Origin of the sequence: Haloarcula argentinensis DSM 12282 (assembly GCA_000336895.1) — an archaeon.
GTDB lineage: Archaea > Halobacteriota > Halobacteria > Halobacteriales > Haloarculaceae > Haloarcula > Haloarcula argentinensis.
The window spans coordinates 142,543-161,645 of sequence record AOLX01000017.1; the positions used below are offsets into that span (position 1 = coordinate 142,543).

15 protein-coding genes are annotated in these 19,103 nt (G+C 63.6%); 5 read left to right on the forward strand and 10 right to left on the reverse strand.

Annotated elements, in window-relative coordinates; all coding sequences use genetic code 11:
• Positions 1-55: 55 nt before the first annotated feature.
• The 3 genes from btuC (at position 56) to C443_RS09675 (ending at position 4,905) form a co-directional block, all read left to right on the forward strand.
• Positions 56-1,126: a vitamin B12 ABC transporter permease BtuC gene (btuC, locus tag C443_RS09665; RefSeq protein WP_005535940.1), complete on the forward strand. Its 1,071-nt coding sequence runs from the start codon at positions 56-58 to the stop codon at positions 1,124-1,126.
• Complete coding sequence (locus tag C443_RS09670; RefSeq protein ID WP_005535941.1) at positions 1,123-2,394, forward strand: ATP-binding cassette domain-containing protein; 1,272 nt, start codon at positions 1,123-1,125, stop codon at positions 2,392-2,394. Before btuC ends, C443_RS09670 begins: the two co-directional genes overlap by 4 nt.
• A gap of 69 nt (positions 2,395-2,463) precedes the next feature.
• Positions 2,464-4,905, forward strand: a complete 2,442-nt coding sequence (locus tag C443_RS09675) for a DEAD/DEAH box helicase (protein WP_005535942.1) — start codon at positions 2,464-2,466, stop codon at positions 4,903-4,905.
• A 26-nt stretch (positions 4,906-4,931) separates the two neighbouring features.
• Here C443_RS09675 and C443_RS09680 read toward each other — a convergent pair whose 3' ends face one another.
• The 3 genes from C443_RS09680 to C443_RS09690 form a co-directional block, all read right to left on the reverse strand.
• Entirely contained in the window at positions 4,932-6,032 is a 1,101-nt protein-coding gene (locus C443_RS09680) for an AI-2E family transporter (protein ID WP_005535943.1), read from the reverse strand.
• 88 nt (positions 6,033-6,120) lie between these two features.
• Entirely contained in the window at positions 6,121-6,996 is an 876-nt protein-coding gene (locus tag C443_RS09685) for a mechanosensitive ion channel family protein (protein WP_005535944.1), read from the reverse strand.
• 160 nt (positions 6,997-7,156) lie between these two features.
• Positions 7,157-7,570, reverse strand: coding sequence for an Lrp/AsnC family transcriptional regulator (locus C443_RS09690; protein WP_004593789.1), 414 nt, complete (start codon positions 7,568-7,570; stop codon positions 7,157-7,159).
• A gap of 102 nt (positions 7,571-7,672) precedes the next feature.
• On the opposite strand from C443_RS09690, the gene carA reads away from it, so the two are divergent.
• Positions 7,673-8,719 carry a glutamine-hydrolyzing carbamoyl-phosphate synthase small subunit gene (carA, locus tag C443_RS09695; RefSeq protein ID WP_005535946.1) on the forward strand — a complete coding sequence of 349 codons (1,047 nt, stop codon included), beginning with the start codon at positions 7,673-7,675 and terminating at the stop codon, positions 8,717-8,719.
• Positions 8,720-8,767: 48 nt separating this feature from the next.
• Positions 8,768-9,058, forward strand: a complete 291-nt coding sequence (locus C443_RS21200) for a hypothetical protein (RefSeq protein ID WP_152423033.1) — start codon at positions 8,768-8,770, stop codon at positions 9,056-9,058.
• A gap of 10 nt (positions 9,059-9,068) precedes the next feature.
• Here the strand turns inward: C443_RS21200 and C443_RS09700 are convergent, their stop codons facing one another.
• The 7 genes from C443_RS09700 to C443_RS09730 form a co-directional block, all read right to left on the reverse strand.
• Positions 9,069-9,695 carry a hypothetical protein gene (locus C443_RS09700; protein ID WP_005535947.1) on the reverse strand — a complete coding sequence of 209 codons (627 nt, stop codon included), beginning with the start codon at positions 9,693-9,695 and terminating at the stop codon, positions 9,069-9,071.
• 223 nt (positions 9,696-9,918) lie between these two features.
• A complete protein-coding gene (locus tag C443_RS09705; RefSeq protein ID WP_005535949.1) occupies positions 9,919-12,939 on the reverse strand; it encodes a PAS domain S-box protein in 3,021 nt (1,006 codons plus the stop codon).
• Between the two features lie 110 nt (positions 12,940-13,049).
• The gene (carB, locus tag C443_RS09710; RefSeq protein WP_005535950.1) at positions 13,050-16,301 is read right to left on the reverse strand and encodes a carbamoyl-phosphate synthase large subunit; all 3,252 of its coding nucleotides are present in this window, start codon (positions 16,299-16,301) and stop codon (positions 13,050-13,052) included.
• 156 nt (positions 16,302-16,457) lie between these two features.
• A complete protein-coding gene (locus C443_RS09715) occupies positions 16,458-16,688 on the reverse strand; it encodes a hypothetical protein (RefSeq protein WP_049943992.1) in 231 nt (76 codons plus the stop codon).
• Between the two features lie 69 nt (positions 16,689-16,757).
• Positions 16,758-17,537 (reverse strand): hypothetical protein, encoded by a 780-nt coding sequence (locus tag C443_RS09720; RefSeq protein ID WP_005535954.1) that lies wholly within the window; start codon positions 17,535-17,537, stop codon positions 16,758-16,760.
• A 49-nt stretch (positions 17,538-17,586) separates the two neighbouring features.
• Complete coding sequence (locus tag C443_RS09725; RefSeq protein WP_005535955.1) at positions 17,587-18,120, reverse strand: DUF5815 family protein; 534 nt, start codon at positions 18,118-18,120, stop codon at positions 17,587-17,589.
• A gap of 120 nt (positions 18,121-18,240) precedes the next feature.
• Complete coding sequence (locus C443_RS09730) at positions 18,241-19,089, reverse strand: hypothetical protein (RefSeq protein WP_005535957.1); 849 nt, start codon at positions 19,087-19,089, stop codon at positions 18,241-18,243.
• Positions 19,090-19,103: the final 14 nt, after the last annotated feature.

The following is a 19,103-nucleotide window of genomic DNA, read 5'->3' on the forward strand; positions in this document are numbered from 1 at the left end:
CTAGGCGGGTGTCAGGAGCAATAAATACTTATCTACTGCAACTGGGCTTTCATACATGCGTTTCGCGGGTCGGACCGTCGGGTGGTCGGCGGGGCTCGTCGCCGTCCTCTGTGCCGTGGTGACGACGAGCGCCGGCATCGGCCCGGTGTGGATTCCGCCCGATGTCGTCGGGAAAGTGCTGCTCAACGCCGTCGTCGTCCCGACTGGTATCTCGATCTCAGGCCCTGCCATCGACGTGACCACGGCCCACATGTTCTCCTACGGCGTAAGCGATCTCCAGACACAGATCGTGATGCAGGTCCGACTCCCACGGATACTGCTCGGGGCGGTCGTCGGCTTCTCGCTCGCCGCTGCAGGGACGATCATGCAGGGCATCTTCCGGAACCCGATGGCTGACCCCTCTATCATCGGCGTCTCCTCCGGCGCAGCGGTCGGCGCGGTCGGCTTCATCGTCGCGCCGGTCGTGATCCCGTTCGGACTCGGCCTCCGCGGCGCGGCCTTCGCGGGGGCGCTGGTCGCGGCCTTCGGCGTCTATCTTATCGCCACGCGGAACGGCCGGACACCGGTCGCGACGCTGTTGCTGGCCGGCGTCGCGATACAGACGTTTCTGGGCGCGGTGGTCTCGTTCCTGTTGCTCCACAGCGGCGAGAGCATCCGCCGGGCGCTGTACTGGCTGATGGGTCATCTCAAAGGCGCGTCCTGGCCCGAAGTGACTACCAGCGTCGTACTCGTCGCCGTCCCGTTCGTCGTGTTGCTCGCGTACGCACGCGACCTGAACGTCATGCTGCTCGGCGAGGAAGACGCACAGAGCCTCGGTATCGAAGTCGAACGGACGAAGCGGGTCCTGCTCGCGCTATCGGCGGTCATCACGGCGGCGGGCGTCGCCGTCGCCGGCATCGTCGGCTTCGTCGGCCTCATTGTGCCTCACGTGATGCGGCTGCTCGTCGGGCCGGACCACCGGATACTGCTCCCGACGGCGGCCCTCGCCGGGGCGTCGTTCCTCGTGGCAACGGACACCCTCGCGCGCTCCGGCAGCGCCGAGGTCCCGGTCGGCATCGTCACCGCCGTCCTCGGCGCGCCGTTTTTCCTGTACTTGCTCCGAAAGCGGGAGGTGCACGAGTTATGAGCGGCTCAGCTGGGCCCAACAATGCGGACCCGGAACAGGACCGAGTCGGGCCGATGCTCGACGTGTCCGACCTTGCGGTATCCTTCGGTGAGCAATCGGTCGTCTCGGGCGTCGATTTCAGCGTCGACCGCGGGTCACTCGTCGGCCTCGTCGGCCCTAACGGCGCGGGCAAGACGACCGTTCTGCGAGCGGTGAAAGGGACGCTCAACCCGGACAACGGAACGGTTTGCGTCGACGGCGAGCCGATCTCGGACCGCTCGGCGAAGGCGGTGAGCCGCCTCGTCGCGAGCACGCCACAAGGAACCGCGCTGTCGTTCGACTTCAGCGTCAGGCAGACCGTCGAGATGGGGCGGACACCGCATCTCGGCCGGTTCGACCGGATGGATGAGGCCGACCGGCGCGCCGTCGAGCGAGCGATGGAGCGCGCGAGCGTTACCCAGTTCGCCGACCGCCCGTTCACCTTGCTCTCGGGCGGCGAGCGCCAGCGCGTCCTCCTCGCTCGGGCGCTTGCACAGGAGACGCCGGTCCTCCTGCTCGACGAGCCGACGGCGAACCTCGACATCAACCACGCTGTCCGGACGCTTGAACTCGTCCGGACACTGGTCGAAGACGGGAAGACGGCCGTCGCCGCCATCCACGACCTCAATCTGGCCGCCCGGTACTGCGACGAACTGGTGTTGCTCGCCGGCGGCGGCATCCGTGCTGCGGGCCGTCCCGCCGATGTTCTCACGAGCGACACGCTGCGGGACGCCTTCGACGCGGAGACGCTAGTGACGACCCAACCCGGCACCGACGCGCCGCTTGTGACGCCGCTTGCTGAACAAGAGTCGGTTGCCCGTCGCGTCCACGTCGTCGGGACTGGCAAGCCGGCGGCATCTGCCGTCTCGGCGCTCGTCGGGGCAGGCTGTCGTGTCAGTGTCGGCGTTGTGCCCGCCGGGGATATAGCCGCCGAGCGCGCCCGGGATCTCGGCTGTGAGGCGGTCACGATCCCGGCCTTCGCCGGCATCGACGACGCAGCCCGCGAGCGCGCGGTCGAACTCGCGCGGGCCGCCGATGCTGTCGTGATAGCAGGCGAAACCGGTGAGGGCAACAGTGCAGTTATCGAGGCGGGCGATACCTTCCTCGCTGTCGAGACGGATGAGAGTACCCACGCCAGCACCGCTCACGACACCGTCCCACTGGCTGCGCTCCCTGCAGCGGTGAGGTCCCTGCCGCCCGCACCGGAGCACGATGCGACACCGCCGCTCAATCAGTCGACCACTGACTGAGTCACCGCCGACTGAGGTATCCCGGCCGAGAACAGCAACACCGATACTTTTCGCTCCCGTACTTCGTCCGTGGACGACACGATTTCGTGGCTCCGGGACCGTCCGTACTACGAGGGACAGATCGTCGACCAGCGGACGGTGCCCGGTCGGGACGCACGGACCGCTGACTGCGAGGTTGCGGACCGGCTCGCCGGCGTCCTCGAAGACCGGGGCATCACGGACCTCTACACCCACCAGGTGGACGCGATCGAGGCAGTCCGATCCGGTGACAACGTCGTTCTCGCAACCGAAACGGCGAGCGGCAAGAGCCTCGCTTACACCGTCCCGGCGTTCGAGCGGGCGCTGGACCGCCGGGCGACGACGTTGTACATCGCACCACAGGTCGCGCTCATCAACGACCAGACCGAGACGCTGTCGGAACTGGCGCAGGGACTCGGGTTTGCCTCCGGCGTCTCCGTCGCCCAGTACACCGGCCGGCAGTCCAAATCCGAGAAGGAGGCCATCCGCGAGCGCCAGCCGACCGTGTTGCTGACGACACCGGACATGCTCCACTACGGCATCCTGCCACACGCTCACCGGCTGTGGGACTGGTTCTTCCAGCGGCTCGAAACCGTCGTCATCGACGAGGTCCACGGCTACCGCGGCGTGTTCGGCAGCCACGTCTCGCTGGTGATACGCCGCCTCCAGCGGGTCGCCGAGCGGTTCGACGCTGGGGGGACGGGCACAGGAAGCGACGGCGGGACAGCGGGCGGCCCGGAGTGGGTCTGTTGCTCGGCGACCATCGGCAATCCAGTGGAGCACGCGGCAGCGGTCACGGGCCAACCCGAGCCGTCGTTCGTGCTGGTTGATGAGGACGCCAGTGCCAGCGGGCCGCGTCACTGGCTGCTGTGGAACCCGCCCGAGTACGATGGCGACGGCTGGGGGAGCGGCCGCCGGAAGTCGAACCACGTCGAAACGAAACAGCTGTTCGTTGACCTCGTCGAGCGAGGTCTCCAGACGGTCGTCTTCGCCGGGTCGCGCCAGACGGCCGAGCGCTACGCTAGCGACAGCGCCGACGAACTCCGGAGTCGCGGCGAGCACGATCTCGCCGACAGCGTCGGCGCGTATCAGGCCGCACTGACCGATGACCGGCGGCGCGAACTGGAGCAGGGCCTGCAATCCGGTGACCTGCGGGGCGTCTGGTCGACCAGCGCGCTCGAACTGGGCGTTGACGTGGGCGGCCTCGACGCCGTGTTGCTGGACGGCTACCCCGGCACGCGGATGCGGGCCTTCCAGCAGGCCGGGCGGGCCGGTCGCGGCACCGACCCTGCGCTCGTCGCGCTGGTCGGTGGCGAGGACCAGCTGGACCAGTACGTCCTGCGCAACCCCGACGCGCTGTTCGAAACAGGCGCTGAACAGGCCGTGACCAACCCCGAAAACGAGCAACTCCTCCCGGACCACGTTCACGCGGCCGCCTGTGAGAACTGGCTCTCGCCGGACGATGACCGTCACTTCGGAGAGACGTTCCCCGACGTGGTTTCCGGCCTCGAATCGGCCGGGAAGCTCGACCGCCGCCAGACCGATCAGGGAATGCGCTGGCTCGGCAACGGTAGCCCACACCACGACATGAACCTGCGGACCGTCGACGACGGCGAGGTGAAACTCGTCGCAAAGGGCGACGTGATAGCGAAACTCCCCGTCGAGGATGCACTGCGGGACGCCCACCCCGGCGCGATTTACCACCATCAGGGCCGGCGCTACGAGGTGACAGACCTCGATATCGATACGGGCGTGGCTGAACTTGACCGGACGTGGGCCGATTACTTCACTCGCGTCCTGCACGACAAGACCATCACCGTCGAGGCGGACCTGGCGGAGCGGCGACTGCCGACCCGCGATGACGTACCGGTCCGCTTCGCCTCAGTGACGATGCGCAAGCAGATCACTGGCTACGAGCGCCGCGACGGCTCCTCCGGGGAGGTGCTCGGCCAGCGTTCACTCGATTTACCGGAGACGACCCTAGAGACGAAGGCGCTGTACCACACCGTACCGTCGGCCCTGGAAAGTGAGCTACGACAGGGGGCGTACGGGGCTGAGAGCGGCCTCAGGAGCGAGTGCGGAAGCGACGGCGGCGATCAGTCCGGCGATGCAGCGACCGACGGTGGTGACGCCGGCGACTTCCCAGGGGCCATCCACGCCGCCGAACACGCGATGATTTCGATGTTTCCCTTCGAGTACCTCTGTGACCGCGGCGACATCGGCGGGCTGTCGACGCCACGCCATCCCCACACCGGCGAGCCGACCATCTTCATTTACGACGGGTACCCCGGCGGTATCGGCCTGACGCGGGCCGGCTACCACGACATCGGGCCGCTGATGGACACCACGCTCTCAATGCTGACCGCGTGTGACTGCGCCAACGGCTGTCCAGCCTGCGTGCAGTCGCCTCACTGCGGGAACGCCAACGACCCGCTGGACAAACACGGTGCAATACACCTACTGGACGGGCTAAGGGACGACGAACTGGAGTGAGAGCGTCGCAAGGGCGTTCAGACGGCCTACCGGAAGTCTCTGAGCCGCATCTGGTCCGGCGACAGACCGTCCGGATCGCTGGCTCCGAGCAGCCGCGGCAGCGCCGTGTTCGCAAATGTCAGTCCGACGACGAGCAGTATCGGCGCGAAAAACAGGCCGTAGAACCCTAACACGACGGGGCCGAGCGTGTACGCGAGCATCAGGAGCCCGACGTGGGTGTTCTCGCCACTGAGTAGCGGCCGGAGCAGGAGGTCCGGAATCGTATCGACGACGACCACCGCGACGACGAGGAACCCGAGCACGTACGCGAGCAGAGAAGACTGACCGTCAAGCACCACGGGGAGCGCGGTGATACCGGTCAGCGGGAGGTAGATTACTTTCATCCCGACGACGGGAATCAAGCTTGCGATACCGGTCAGCGCGCCAGCAAGTGTCGGATATGGAACCTCGACAGCCGCCGGCGCGACGACGTTATAGCCGGTGAACGCGGCGATGGCGATGAGCGATATCGCCAACACGTTCAAGAGATTGCCAAACAGCACCGCTTCCAGTTCCTCGTCGACGGCTTCGAGGTACTCGCGGATGATGGCCTCGTCATCGAACCGGAGCAGCCACTCGCGGATGCGCCGCCCGTCCACGAGGAGATAGTACGTGACGATGGTCGTGATGAACAGATTGAGGAAGAACTGGGAGGCGACCGACGTAAGCACCATCGCGTTCTCGCTGAGGAAGTCGACGAACGGCGAGAGCTGTCCCGACTGATAGGCGCTGTACAGCCCCTCGACGGTGAGGTCTGGCACGGAGTCCGCGCCGTCCAGCCAGCTGACGTGTGCTACGGCCACATCCACGAGCGCGTACTGGGTGACGAACTGTCGGGCTTCGACGATGAGGAGGACGGCGGCATAGCTGACAAGCAACAGGAGGGGAATCGCCAGCGACGCCATGACGACGACCGCACGCACTCGCGCTGGAAGGCGGAGCCTGCGAAGGGAGTTGTAGTACCGCCGCGTCGAATAATAAAGAAACACGGAGACAGTCAACGCCGTGATAAACTGATATGCGAGTACGCCGACCACCACCGCGACAGCGAGACCGAAGAGGGCGACGACGAAGCGCTTCTCATCCATATACATACCACCTTATGAGCAAGTATAAACGTACGGACGCTGCGAATCTCGCAGACAGCACGGGCTTTGAACCTGTGTCGGCCGGCGGTTACTCGGTTCGCTCGTGTGTCGGCCTGACGCTGTCGTGAATCCCGATGTCGCCGGAGAGTTCGTGCTGGCTCGTGTCGCTGAGGTCGATGCCCTCCGCGTGGCAGTCCGCTTGCACCTGCTCGATAAACGCAGCCCTGACCGACGCGAGCCGATTCCGCCGTTCGTTGGGAATCCAGATCCGGCCCGTCAGGATGACCGCCGTCGACGCGAGGTCGCTGACTCTGGCTGTCGGTGCCGGCTTCTCCGAGACGTGGTCGAGGTCCCGAGCGGCGTTCTCGATGATGGCCTGGACCGTTTCGATGTCGTCCTCGTAGCTGACGCCAAACTGGTAGGAGATACCCACTGGGCCTGTTGACGTCTGGTTCGTCACTGCACTCGTTGCCAGTTCTGTGTTCGGGACGATGATGCGCTCGTTGTCCGGCGTCCGGATCCGAGTCACTCGCAGGTCGATGTCGACGACCGTCCCCTGCATCCCGTTCCAGGCGATGACGTCACCAACGTTTAGGTCCGGATCCGTCACGATGAACGCGCCGGCGACGAAGTTCCCGAGGACGTCCTGTGCCGCCAGCCCGACCGCCAGTGTAATGCCTGCGGCCAGCAGCGTCGACCCAGCGAGCGCTCCTCGGAAGCCCGCAACGCTAGCCCCGATGACCACCGCAAAGACCACAGACAGCAGGTGGACGCCACTGGTGAGCGCACTGGCGACCGTCTTATTCGTCGCCGTCCGTGACAGGGCCCACCGAGTCGCTGGTACGACGATGAGCCGGCCAATAGCGTAGAGGAGCGCCGCAGCGGCGAGGAACTGCGCCCCGTCGCTCGCGAGTTGTCCGTACGTCGAGACGATGTCGATATCCAGACCCGCCGGGAACTGCATATCGTCTCTCGTAGCCCAATAGGTATGAAATCAAGGTGTCATATCCGAGCTGGTAACGACTACGGCTCCGCCATACCCATCACCCGACGCGCCCATCTACAATCAACCCCACTCGGCGAATTCCAATTCACCGAGTTGGCTCGCGCGGCAGTGCCGCGCGTCACCCAACTCGTTCGTTCAGAATGAGCCTCGTCTTCGTGCCCACGACCTCTTCCAACTCACGCGCCTGCGTGATGAGTCCGTTGACCGCGTCGGTGTCGGCGGCGTCGACGACGACGACGATATCCTCCTCGCCGGAGACTTGCCACACGAAATCAACCTCCTGCCAATCGGCGATACGGTCCGAAACCTCGGCCGTATCGACGTTGACATCGACGCTGACCTCGATCATCGCTTTCACGTTGCCAGTCCGCGTCGCGACAGTGAATCGTTCGATAACACCGTCCTCGACCAGTCGTTCGACGCGGTTTCGCACGGTCCCTTCCGACGTGCCGACCCGGTCCGCGATTTCCGTATACGGGGTTCGGGCGTCCCGGCGGAGTATCGAGAGTATCTCTCTGTCGAGGTCGTCCATCGAGATGTGACAGTATCACCGGTCGTAACTTGAGGATTACGAAATTCGAAATTCGTCTTCGAAAGCAACCCTTATGGCCCACTATAGTATACGCATCTCGTAATGGCTGACGCATACGTGGCAATCGAAGGCGACCGCGTCATCGAGGCGCGCGCTCGTGCTCCGGGGACGGCCCGCGGCGAACTGGTCTTTACAACGGCGTACACCGGGTACGAGGAGAGTCTCACTGACCCATCCTACGAGGAACAGGTCCTGACGTTCTCCTATCCGCTCATCGGGAACTACGGCGTCCGAGAGGAACGCTTCGAGTCGGACCGCGTCCACCCGCGTGCGGCAGTGGCTCGCGAGATGACCGACGACGTGGCCGAGTGGCTCGAATCAGAAGGTATCCCGGCCGTCGACCACCTCGATACGCGCGACATCGTCACCGAGATCCGCGACGAGGGCGCGATGAAATGCGGGATCGCCGCCGGGGCGGACGTGACCGAGCAGGACGCGCTCGACGAACTCCACGGGTGTAAGCATATGTCTGACCATACCGACATCGGCGCGCAGGTCTCCGTCGACGAGGTGGAGGTCCACAACGAGGGTGGCGACGGTGCGACGGTCGCGCTGGTTGACTGCGGTGCGAAGGGCTCCATCACCGAGTCGCTCGTCGAACGCGACGCCGAGGTCCACGTGTTCCCCTATGACGCCAGCGAGGACGACGTGGCCGCGGTCGACCCGGATCTGCTGTTCATCTCGAACGGCCCCGGCGACCCCGAAAACTTCGAACAGGCCGGCGAACTCGTCGAGACCTACGTCGGCGACGTGCCACTCGCGGGCATCTGTCTCGGCCAGCAGGTCGTTGCCAACGCGCTCGGCGGCGAAACCGAAAAGATGGAGTTCGGCCACCGTGGCGTGAACCAGCCGGTCCGTGACCTGCGCTCCAATCAGGTCGTGATGACGACCCAGAACCACGGCTACACCGTCGCGGACCCCGGCGACAAGCTCGACGTGACCCAGGTCAACGTCAACGATGACACGCCGGAAGGACTGGAGAACGACGACCTGAACATCATCACGCGCCAGTACCACCCCGAGGCCAACCCCGGTCCGCACGATTCGCTCGGCTTCTTTGATGATGTGCTAGGGATGGCGGGGGAGTAGCGAGGGGCGCGCGAAGCGCGGCCCTCGGAATTGCGAGCGGGGAACAACGTGACCCGCGAGCAGTGGCGCGGTTCGGAGCGAGCGAAGCGGGTGAGAACCGCGAAACACGAACGTCGCAGCCGTGAGCAGGGAGAGCCCGAGCGTAGCGAGGGGTCCCCGGACTTCCGAGCGGTGAGTGGTAACGAACGTGAGGAGAGCGAGGGGCGCGACTACAGGGAGCGGTCCTCGAATTGCGAGCGGAGCGGGACCTTCGATCCCGCAGGCAGTCGGGCGGTACCGCCGCCCGACGACGGGGAACGGGCTGACTCGCGAGCAGTAGCGCGGTTTGCACACGCATGAACCACGTCTGTCAGTCGCTGTCGTCGTCGATTGGTTGTCCGCGGTAGTATGTGGTCTGGTCGCTGTCTCCGGTTTCGGTCGTGCTGTCCTGCGGCGCGACAGGACGGCCGCGATACATCACCCGGTTGGCGGTACCGTCGCCGTCGATCGCGTCCGGACTGTCCTGCTGATGGTTTTCGATGAACTCTGCGGCCTCGTTGAGGGTTGTCTTGTCGGTCTTGCGATGTACCCAGCAGTGGTACATTTTCCGCGGGGTTCTGAGCGCGAGGCGGTGCGCACGGAACCCGGACTTGGTGGTAACGTCGGCAACTGCCTCGTGTGGGATTTCGATGACCTCGTCGTCCTCGTCTTTCCCGATGAGGCAGAGCGTCCGGCGGCCGGTGACCAGAATGACCGTCCGTCGGTCCCCGACCGGTGAGTCGGTCTTGCGTTTCGTCCCGCGCCCGATGCCGCGCTTCCCGTTGGTCAATAGATACGCCGGAGCTTCCGCGCCGTCGAGGTACGTCAGCGGTGGGTTGTTCAGCGGTGGTGACTCGGAGAAGCGACTCTTGTATCCAGCGAGGACTCCTGTCGTAACCGAGTCACCGGGAGCCATTTCAGCGACTGTCTCCGCCCGCTTGGTCACGTCCTCTATCATCGGCTTCCCAGAGCGGCGACAGCGATTGCAACGCGATCCATACAGCTAGTGTCACAGCCCCGGGAATGAGTGTTACGAACGTGCCATTATTGACCCAGAACAAGACAGGCAGTCACTGATAGCGTATCGGCTACTATCTATGACCAGTACATCGACCCAACAGTTCTTAGATGTAATACTTGAAAGATGATGCATGGAGAACAGCCGTTACGGCACAGACGCTCTATGATTCCTGTCTGACGCCCCTGAACTCGAACCGTGCGCCGCCGTCGTCGCTCTCAGTCACGGACACCGACCAGTCATGTGCCGCCGCTATCTCCTTGACGATAGCGAGACCAAAGCCGGTGCCACCATCGGTAGTGGTGTAGCCGCTCTCAAATACGGTTTCGTGTTGTTCAGCCGGGATGCCGCCGCCATCATCGGCAACATAAAAGCCCGACTCACCGATATCGCCGACCTCGACAGTGACGGCCGAGCCACCGTGTGTCACGGCGTTGTTGATGAGATTCTCGAGGAGTTGGCGAACGCGGCTCTCGTCCGCGTAGATCGTGCTCTCGGCAGTGACTTCGAGGGTGGCATCAGACGTCTCGACGGCGTGCCAGCAGGACTGCACAGTCGATTCGAGGTCGAGCGGTTCCGTTTCGGATACCGTGTCCCCCTCACGTGCGAGCGTCAGCAGATCCTCGATGAGTTCCTTCATGCGGTCGATTGCACGGTAACAACGGTCGAACTGCTCGTCATTTCTGGTGTCTCTGGCGAGGGCGAGTGAGCCTTCGAGGACGCTAAGCGGGTTCCGGAGGTCGTGGCTAACGATGCTCGCGAACTCTTCGAGCCGGTCGTTCTGCCGCTCCAGTTCTTCTCGGTACTCGATGCGGTCGGAGATATCCCGAGAGATAGCAACGAGTCTATCGATCTCTCCGTCAGCGAAGATCGGTGTCACCTGCGTCTCCCAGACACCAGTCGGGTGGAGGTCCCGCTCCTCGAACGTGATGGTTTCACCGGCCGAGACACACCGGTCGTAGTGGTCGGCGATTCGACGACCGCTGTCCGGGCCAGCAGCTTCGACTGGGGTCTGACCAGTCAGTGACTCGGTGTCGAACCCGCTCTGTCGTTCGTATGCCTCGTTCGTCCGGACGTAGCGGAACGTCGGATGGTCTGCCGACCCCTCGATGTCGACGAGCGCGATGGCGTCGTTCGTGTTCTCGAACACCGCCTCGTACTCGTCGGTGAGACGGGCCAACTCCCGCTCGCGCCGTTTCTGGTCGGTGATGTCGGTCGCAACGACACAGAGGGCATACGGCTCGCCATCCTCGTCGAGTATCGGCGTCTTCCGCGTCAGATGTGTCCGCTCCGTCCCATCGACGGGAATCACCGTCTCGACTTCGACGGTCTCTTTCTGTTCGAGGGCTCGCTGATCGTCGGCGTGGGTCTGCTCCGCGATGTGGTCCGGGAGAATATCGTAATCACTCGTCCCGACGACGGACTCGTCAGCGTCGATCCCGTAGAGGTCACGGGCCGCGCTGTTGATGAAGAGAAAGCGGCTGTCAGTATCTTTCATCAGGATGTACGTCGGCGCTGTATCGAGAATGACCTGCAGTTTGCGGCTCGTGTCTTCGAGGGCCTGTTTCCGTTCTTTGTGGTCGGTCACGTCCTGATGGATCCCCACCGCACGGACCGGGTCGCCGTGCTCGTCGCGTTCGAACACCTTGCCGATGTCGCGGATCCAGCGGTAGTCGCCGGCGGCCGTCTTGAGCCGGTGGTCACATTCGTAGATCTCCGTCTCGCCATCGAAGTGGGCGTCCAGTGCTTCGTAGGTCCGATCGCGGTCGTCGGGGTGGATCAGTTCGTCCCAGGTGTCGACCGACGGGTCGAGTTCGTCGAGCGAGTAGCCGAGCATATCGGCCCAGCGCTCGTCGAAGGTGACTTCGTCCGTCTTGACGTTCCAGTCCCAGACGCCGAGTTCGGCACCCTCGAGCGCGAGTTCGTGGCGTTCCGTAAGCGTTCTGAGCTCCTGCTGTCGATCGAGTCTGGAAAGCGCCTCCTCGGTGTTGGCAGCGAGTGTCCGCATCAGTGAGATCGATGCGTCCTCGAACGCATCGGCATCGGTCGATGCGGCGATCAGCACGCCGTGATCGCCCAGTGGGATCAGAATCTCGCTGCTGATGTCGGTATCGGGGTTGTAGCGGCCAGGATTCGTGGAAACATCGTCGAAGACGCGCTGTTCGCCGGATTCGAACACCTTCCAGACGAGGCTGTCACCCTCGCTAAACGTCGGGTGCTCGTCGATGATCGCCCGTGCCTGATTGGTCACTGCAGTCGGTCTGAGAGCGTCGGCCGACTCGTCGGCGAGAAAGACAGCGCTGAGCGGCAATCCGAGCAGGTCGCGTGCGGTTTCGACGACCAGTTCGGCGACAGCCTCGCGTGACTCAGCGTGCATCAACTTCCGGGTCGTGTCGTGTAGCGCCTCGATACGCTGCTGTCGCTGCCGGCGCTCCGTTATCTCCTGAAACTGCGAGAAGATCGCGACGGTCTCCCCGTCCTCTCGGATGATGCGGTTGTGCCACTCACAGACGATCTGCTCGCCATCGCCGGTTTCGATGTCGAGTACTGTGTAGTATCCCCCACTGCCTTCCTTCAGGGCCGTGATCGTCTCTTCGACCGCATCCAGCGCCGAGTCCGGGACGAGCGTCTCGAACTCCTTGCCGACGAGGTCCGCGTCCCCGCGCCGCAGAATCTCCTCGCCTTTCTCGTTGACCTGAGCCACCTCGAAGCTCTCGTCCCACTCGATGACGCCAAGCGGTGACTTATCGATAAACAGCGAGAGCCGCTTCCGGCTCGCATCCAGTGCCCGCTGTGACCGGTACTGCTCGACCGCGTTGGCGATGCGGTTGGCCAGAATCGTGTACTGGTCAGTACCTTGCTGCTTCTGGAGGTAGTCCGTCACACCGGCCGAAATCGCCTCACTGGCCACTTCCTCAGAGCCTTTCCCAGTAAAGAGAATGAACGGGAGGTCTTCATCGACAGCCCGGACGGACTCCAGAAACTCGATGCCGTCTTGCTCGGGCATATCGAAATCGGAGACGACGCAGTCGATCGGTTCCTCACTGAGCCGAGTCAGTCCCTCGTCCGCCGACGTTGCCGAGACCACGTCGAACCGGTCGTCGGTACGACTGAGAAACGCTGCCGTCATCGACGCAAACTCGGGGTCGTCTTCGACGTGTAGGACACGCACGACATCGGCCATGAAGTGTATGTGAACGTGTCCAACGAATAAGTATTTGTGCCCATCTGTTCGAGTGACAGGAATCAGTGCCGCCGCGGTGCCTGACCGAATCCCGAGAACGACCGATCGCGTTACTCAGCGCCCCACTCGCGCTGGGTCTTTGGCCGTTCGTCGATGGCCTGGACGGCGAGCGGCTGGTCGGCGGAGTTAATTGCTTCCAGCGCCGCCTCGGCGCTCTCGTGGGTCGAGAAGTACGTCACGGTCTCCTCGACGCAGGCTTCCAGCACGTCGCGGTCGCGGGAGAGGACGAGGTCGACCTCGCCGCTCTGGATAGCGTCGATGATGGCGTCGGTGTCGTCGTAGTCATCGAAGTCCTGTACGTCGAAGTGCTCCTCGAAGCCGAGGATGGGCAGATCGACGATGGCCGTCCCCTCAAGCGGGATTGCCTTGCCGACGGCCATCTGGGCCTTCTGGTAGGCCTTGCCGAAGGAGCCGGCGGTCCCCATGACCTCGCCGGTGGATTTCATCTCGGGGCCAAGACGCGGGTCCGAACCAGGCAGGCGGTCGAACGGCAGGACGACCTCCTTGACAGAGACTTGCTCGGGAATCTGCTCCTGCACGTCGAGTTCCGAGAGCGTCGCGCCGGACATCACCTTGGCGGCGATCTTCGCGATCGGGACGCCGGCCGTCTTTGAGATGAAGGGGACAGTACGGGACGAGCGCGGATTCGCTTCGAGGACGAACACCTCGCCGTCACGAACGGCGAGCTGGACGTTCAGCAGACCGACGGTGTCGAGCGCGTCGGCGATGTCCTCGACGACTTCGCGGATACGTGGCATCACGTCCTTGATCTCCTGAGAGCGTGGCGGAATCATACAGGCGGAGTCGCCCGAGTGGATGCCCGCCGTCTCGACGTGTTCCATCACACCGCCGATGAGGACGTCGTCCTCGTCGGCCACGGCGTCGACGTCTAGCTCGACGGCGTCGGCGAGGAACTCGTCGACCAGAATCGGCTTGTCTGGGCTGACACGGACGGCTTCCTCGATGTACGTTTCGAGGTCCTCGTCGTTGTACACCACGTCCATCGCGCGGCCGCCGAGCACGTAGCTCGGACGCACGAGGACGGGGTAGCCGATGTCGTGGGCGAGGTCGAGGGCCTCTTCCTTGGAGGTCGCAGAGCCACCCTCGGCCTGTGAGATTCCGAGTTCGTCCATCAGCTTGTTGAACCGGTCGCGGTCCTCAGCGAGGTCCATCGCGTCGACGGAGGTCCCCATGATCTCACAGTCGAGGTCGCGGCGTTCGAGTTCCTGCTCGAGCGGGTGGCCGATGTCGACGGAAGTCTGGCCGCCGAACTGGACCATCACACCGTCGGCGTCGGTTGCTTCGATCACGTCGGCGACTTCCTCGGCGGTGACCGGTTCGAAGAACAGCCCGTCGGACGTGTCGTAGTCAGTCGACACCGTCTCGGGGTTGTTGTTGACGACGTGGGCGTCGATACCCAGTTCCTCCAGCGCGCGGACGGCGTGGACCGAACAGTAATCGAACTCTACGCCCTGCCCGATACGGATGGGGCCGCCGCCGACGACGACGACGCTTTCGAGGTCCGGGTCGATCTGGAGCTCGTCGCGGTCGATACCCGACAGCGGGTCCCGCGTCGAGTAGTAGTACGGCGTCGTCGCCTCGAACTCGCCGGCACAGGTGTCGACGAGCTTGAAGTCGCGGTCTGTCGTGTCGGTCTCGACGTCCTCGATCTGCACACCGCTACCGTCGGTCGCTGCCTCGACTTCCGGCTCGTCGCCGCCGTCTCCATCGAGATCGGCCGGGAGCCAGGAGACGTGCGTGTCGTTGAACTCGCCGCCGGCCAGCGCCGTGATCTCCTGATCGGTGAAGCCGGCCTGTGCGGCAGTCTCGTAGTCGCCCTCGCGGGCGGCGTCGGCGGCGTCAGCGACCTCTTTGAACCGCTCGACGTACCACTCCTTGATATCGGTGATTTCGACGACTTCCTCGACGGTGTAGCCGCGGCAGAACGCCTCGAACATCGCGTACGGGCGGTCCGGCGTCGGCTTTTCGAGGTACTCCGTTTCGAGTTCCGCGTCGTCGATCTCGTTGAAGTCAGCGGCCGGGTTGTACTCCGAGGAGCGAAGTGCCTTCAGCAGGCTCTCGGGGAAGGTCCGGCCGATAGACATCGCCTCGCCGGTGGATTTCATCGCGGTCGAGAGCTCGAATTCCGTGTCGCGGAATTTGTCGATAGGCCAGCGCGGCACTTTCGTCACGACGTAGTCGATTGCCGGCTCGAAGGCAGCAGTCGTCTCGCCCGTGATTTCGTTGTCGATTTCGTGGAGGCGCTTGCCGAGCGCGACCTTCGCGGTGACACGGGCAATCGGGTAGCCGGTCGCCTTCGAGGCCAGCGCCGAGGAGCGGGAGACGCGGGGGTTGACCTCAACCACGCGGTACTCGCCGCCGGGCGTGCCGTCGTCGTGCCAGGCGAACTGGATGTTACAGCCGCCCTGAATGCCGAGGTCGCGAATGACCTTCAGCGCAGAGTCGCGCATCTCCTGATGGCCCTCGTCAGGAATGACTTGCGAGGGAGTGACGACGGTCGACTCCCCGGTGTGGATACCCATCGGGTCGATGTTCTCCATGTTGCAGATGATGATACAGGAGTCGTCGGCGTCGCGCATCACCTCGTATTCGAGTTCGACCCAGCCGGAGATGGACTCGGTGATGAGGACCTCGTTGTTGCGCGAGAGGCGCAGGCCCTTGCGGACGCGTTCGATGAGTTCGTCCATCTCGTCGACGACGCCGGAGCCGGAGCCGCCCAGCGTGTACGTCGTGCGTGCGATGACGGGGAGCCCGCCGACCTCGTCGACGGCCGCTTCGACGCGGTCCACGAGCGACTCCTCGTCTAAGTCGGTGACCGACTCGCCCTCGTCGAGCGTGATAGTCGTCGAGCGCGGCACCGGTTCGCCGATGTCCTCCATCCGCTGTTTGAACAGGTCGCGGTCCTCAGTCGCGTAGATGGTGTCCAGTGGCGTGCCCATCACGTCCACGTCGTACTCGTCGAGGACGCCCTCCTCGGCGAGTTCAGCCGTGACGTTCAGGCCGGTCTGGCCGCCTAGGCCGGCGATGACGCCGTCAGGGTTTTCCTTCCGGATGATTTCAGAGATGGCTTCGGTGTTGATGGGTTCGAGATACACCTTGTCCGCCATCTCCGGGTCAGTCATAATCGTCGCCGGGTTCGAGTTCACGAGCACGACGCGGGCACCCTCTTCCTGAAGGGCGCGACACGCCTGTGCGCCGGAGTAATCGAACTCGGCCGCCTGTCCGATTTTGATCGGGCCACTGCCGATGAGCAGGATTGTACGGTCCTCGTCCGCTGTCATTGTACGAGCGGAGTCTACACATCGTAATAAGCCCGGCGAAACAATGCGAAGCTCGAAGCCTAATTTCGAATATCGTAACGTATGAGTGTCACACGGTTGGCTATCTCATAGAGGCAGCGTAAGGAAGAATTCCGGCGGCAACGGTGCTGAAAGCGGTCAGTTGTCGCGGTCGGGAACGCGGTATCGGTAGGGCTGACCCTGAATGACTTCGACCTCGCCGGACTGGGCACGACGACCGAGGACTGTCGCAACACGGTGGGCGCTCCCGAACGCCTCGTCGTGTTCTTCGAGTAGGTCACAGATCTCGCGGGCCGTCAGTGTACCGTCGGCGTCGGCTTCTTCGAGAACTGTCAGGATGCGCTCGAACTCTCCCTCACGCATAGCCATACACAGTTACAACACCGCTACCATCATATAACACCGTCAGACAACAGTCAGACGGCATATTTCGGGGAATCAGCCGACGGCGGCGTGTCGCTGGCTGTCGGACAGTTCGGGGTCGCTGTCTGTCGCGTTCCCCCAGCGCTGTTGGACCCACGCCGGTCGAGAAACGGTTGTGTCGTCGATTGCGGAGTACCGTATTTCGTAGCTAACCGGAGCTTTTCTGGAACGGTCCCAGTACGAGACGGTGAGCGACTGGACGAGACCGTCCGGTCGGACAGTCGCCTGCACGCTGTAATTGTTGGCCGGTTTGAACGCCGACGGCGGCTCTGTCGCCGTGAGCGTCACGCGACAGGCGTCACAGGCGTCCCTCGGGCGCTCGACGCTGACGTTCGTCGCGAGGTAGGCTTCGATGAGTCGAGCGGGGTCGGGGTCGAGTACCCCGCTGACCGGGGTTGGCCGCCTCGTTGCGGTCCAGGCCCCCTCGGCTCGCTCGTCGTAGACATAGCGTCGGTTCCCATTGGTATACACCCGTTTGGTGTAGTTCTGGTCGACAATTTCAGTCCGAAACTGGTAGTGATGTCTGTCTTCGACGACGAGCGAGACGATCTGCGTCCCCCATTCCAGCGACAGCCGCATACCCAGCACGTACGAGCGGTTCCGCGTCGCACGCCGGTGGGCCGCTGCGAGTCGTCTAGCATCGACAGTGTCCCCGGTCACAGCGGGGGCGGCCCGGCCGTCCTGTGACTGTTCGGGGACCGGAACTGGCGTTACCGTCTGTCGCTCCGCTCCACCGAAGGCTCCACAGCCCGCAAAAAGTAAGAGCGCAAGCAGGACCGCGACGCGACCCGCCATGCGTGAGTATGCGAGCCCGCGCCACTAAGTACTCAGGACGCAGCAGGCCTCAGATCGCGGTGTCAGATCTGCCGTCGAAGTCCCGCTCGTCGCGGTACTGCTCGACGAACGCATCGACATCGAACTGAAGCATCTGCTCCTCGAACTCCGCCATCACGTCGTCGTCCTCGGCGTGGCTGATCGCATGTTCCATCAGTTCCACGAGCAGTTCGACGACAACTTCGTGAAGGCGGCGGGAGTCGAAGTCGCTCACCCACGCAAGCGAGAAGCCGACCGACCCGTCCTCGCTGGTGTCGGCGGCGACGACCTTTTCGGGGAACTCCTCCATCACGACGCCCATCAAGTGAACAGTGGTGAACTCGTCGTAGTCGTCGTTGGTCTCGATAGTCGCGTGGAGTACCTCAGTGAGAAACTCCGGCACGAACCGTGCCAGCGGGTGCGGATCGAGCACGACGGCGTGTGTCTTCCCGCAGTCACACGCGAACTCCCGCATACCCAGATGGAGATCATGCGTGTCGACGAGTTCGCCACAGGCCAGTTCGAGTTCGGACTCGCGCCCGCCGGGCACGCGCGGTTCAGCCATTGCTTGTCGTTGTATGTTCGCGTGGTTAAACACCGCGGTCTCTGATCGCGGGTCAGACCTGCGAACGAAGGGCTATGGCTGGCGCGATGGTATCAGCAGGGGACAGTCGAAGCGCTATGTTCAGAACTGGGTCTGGTCTTGTCCGTCTCGCACCTGAATGTAGGCGTCCGTAATCACGGCGAGACTGAACGTCTGCACTGGCGCGTTCAACACCATCGACGCGACCTGCAGAACCGACTGGGACGGCAGGTCAAACGAGCCGGGAAGGAACGCCGAGATGACGGACGCCGTCGAGGGAATGCCCGGAATGATACCGAGAAGCGCCAGGATGAACAGCAGGACGATTATCTGTGCCGGAGCGTCCATGAAGCGTGCGACACAGTGTTTGATTGTCTGGACGTAGCCGCCGTCGAACAGGGCAATCGCCTGCAGCAGGTACACGAGTGCAAGGCCGACGACCAGAGAGGCGAGAACGCTACCGAGCGACGCAGCGAGACTTAGCAACGCCTGTCCGTTGAGTTGGAAAAACGTCGAGCTCATCGAGATTGCGAACATCACGATTGCGATGCCGCCACCAAGGACAACCGCCATCACGGCACGCTCCGACGCGTTGTCGCTCCTGATTTCGCTCTGGTCTGCGAACAGCCGGATACCCCAGAACTTGACGAGCTGTCCGAGTACGAGGAACACCAGCAGCAACACCACAGCGACTGGAGCCGCCAGATCAAGGCTGAACGGCCCAACGAAGTCCGCCATCGAGAACCCCGGGCTGCCCGCCCCAGCAGGGCCACCTGCGCCACTGGGGTTGCCCTGTGCCATCAACTCGTCGAACAGCACTTCCATTACCGACGAACTTGCGACGGTGTTTCCGAGGTTGTACAGGAGAAAAACACCCATGACCAGAAGGCCGTTTTCGCCGGTTATGTCGTCGATGCCGCGCCGTAACGCGTCGCCGATATGGAGGGCCATATCTTCAGTCGCTC

Excerpts from the sequence above, each read along its gene's own strand:
- btuC (WP_005535940.1), top strand. The coding sequence starts at position 56 with ATGCGTTTCGCGGGTCGGACCGTCGGGTGGTCGGCGGGGCTCGTCGCC.
- C443_RS09670 (WP_005535941.1), top strand. The coding sequence starts at position 1,123 with ATGAGCGGCTCAGCTGGGCCCAACAATGCGGACCCGGAACAGGACCGA.
- C443_RS09680 (WP_005535943.1), bottom strand. The coding sequence starts at position 6,032 with ATGGATGAGAAGCGCTTCGTCGTCGCCCTCTTCGGTCTCGCTGTCGCG.
- C443_RS09685 (WP_005535944.1), bottom strand. The coding sequence starts at position 6,996 with ATGCAGTTCCCGGCGGGTCTGGATATCGACATCGTCTCGACGTACGGA.
- C443_RS09690 (WP_004593789.1), bottom strand. The coding sequence starts at position 7,570 with ATGGACGACCTCGACAGAGAGATACTCTCGATACTCCGCCGGGACGCC.
- carA (WP_005535946.1), top strand. The coding sequence starts at position 7,673 with ATGGCTGACGCATACGTGGCAATCGAAGGCGACCGCGTCATCGAGGCG.
- C443_RS09700 (WP_005535947.1), bottom strand. The coding sequence starts at position 9,695 with ATGATAGAGGACGTGACCAAGCGGGCGGAGACAGTCGCTGAAATGGCT.
- C443_RS09705 (WP_005535949.1), bottom strand. The coding sequence starts at position 12,939 with ATGGCCGATGTCGTGCGTGTCCTACACGTCGAAGACGACCCCGAGTTT.
- carB (WP_005535950.1), bottom strand. The coding sequence starts at position 16,301 with ATGACAGCGGACGAGGACCGTACAATCCTGCTCATCGGCAGTGGCCCG.
- C443_RS09715 (WP_049943992.1), bottom strand. The coding sequence starts at position 16,688 with ATGGCTATGCGTGAGGGAGAGTTCGAGCGCATCCTGACAGTTCTCGAA.
- C443_RS09720 (WP_005535954.1), bottom strand. The coding sequence starts at position 17,537 with ATGGCGGGTCGCGTCGCGGTCCTGCTTGCGCTCTTACTTTTTGCGGGC.
- C443_RS09725 (WP_005535955.1), bottom strand. The coding sequence starts at position 18,120 with ATGGCTGAACCGCGCGTGCCCGGCGGGCGCGAGTCCGAACTCGAACTG.
- C443_RS09730 (WP_005535957.1), bottom strand. The coding sequence starts at position 19,089 with ATGGCCCTCCATATCGGCGACGCGTTACGGCGCGGCATCGACGACATA.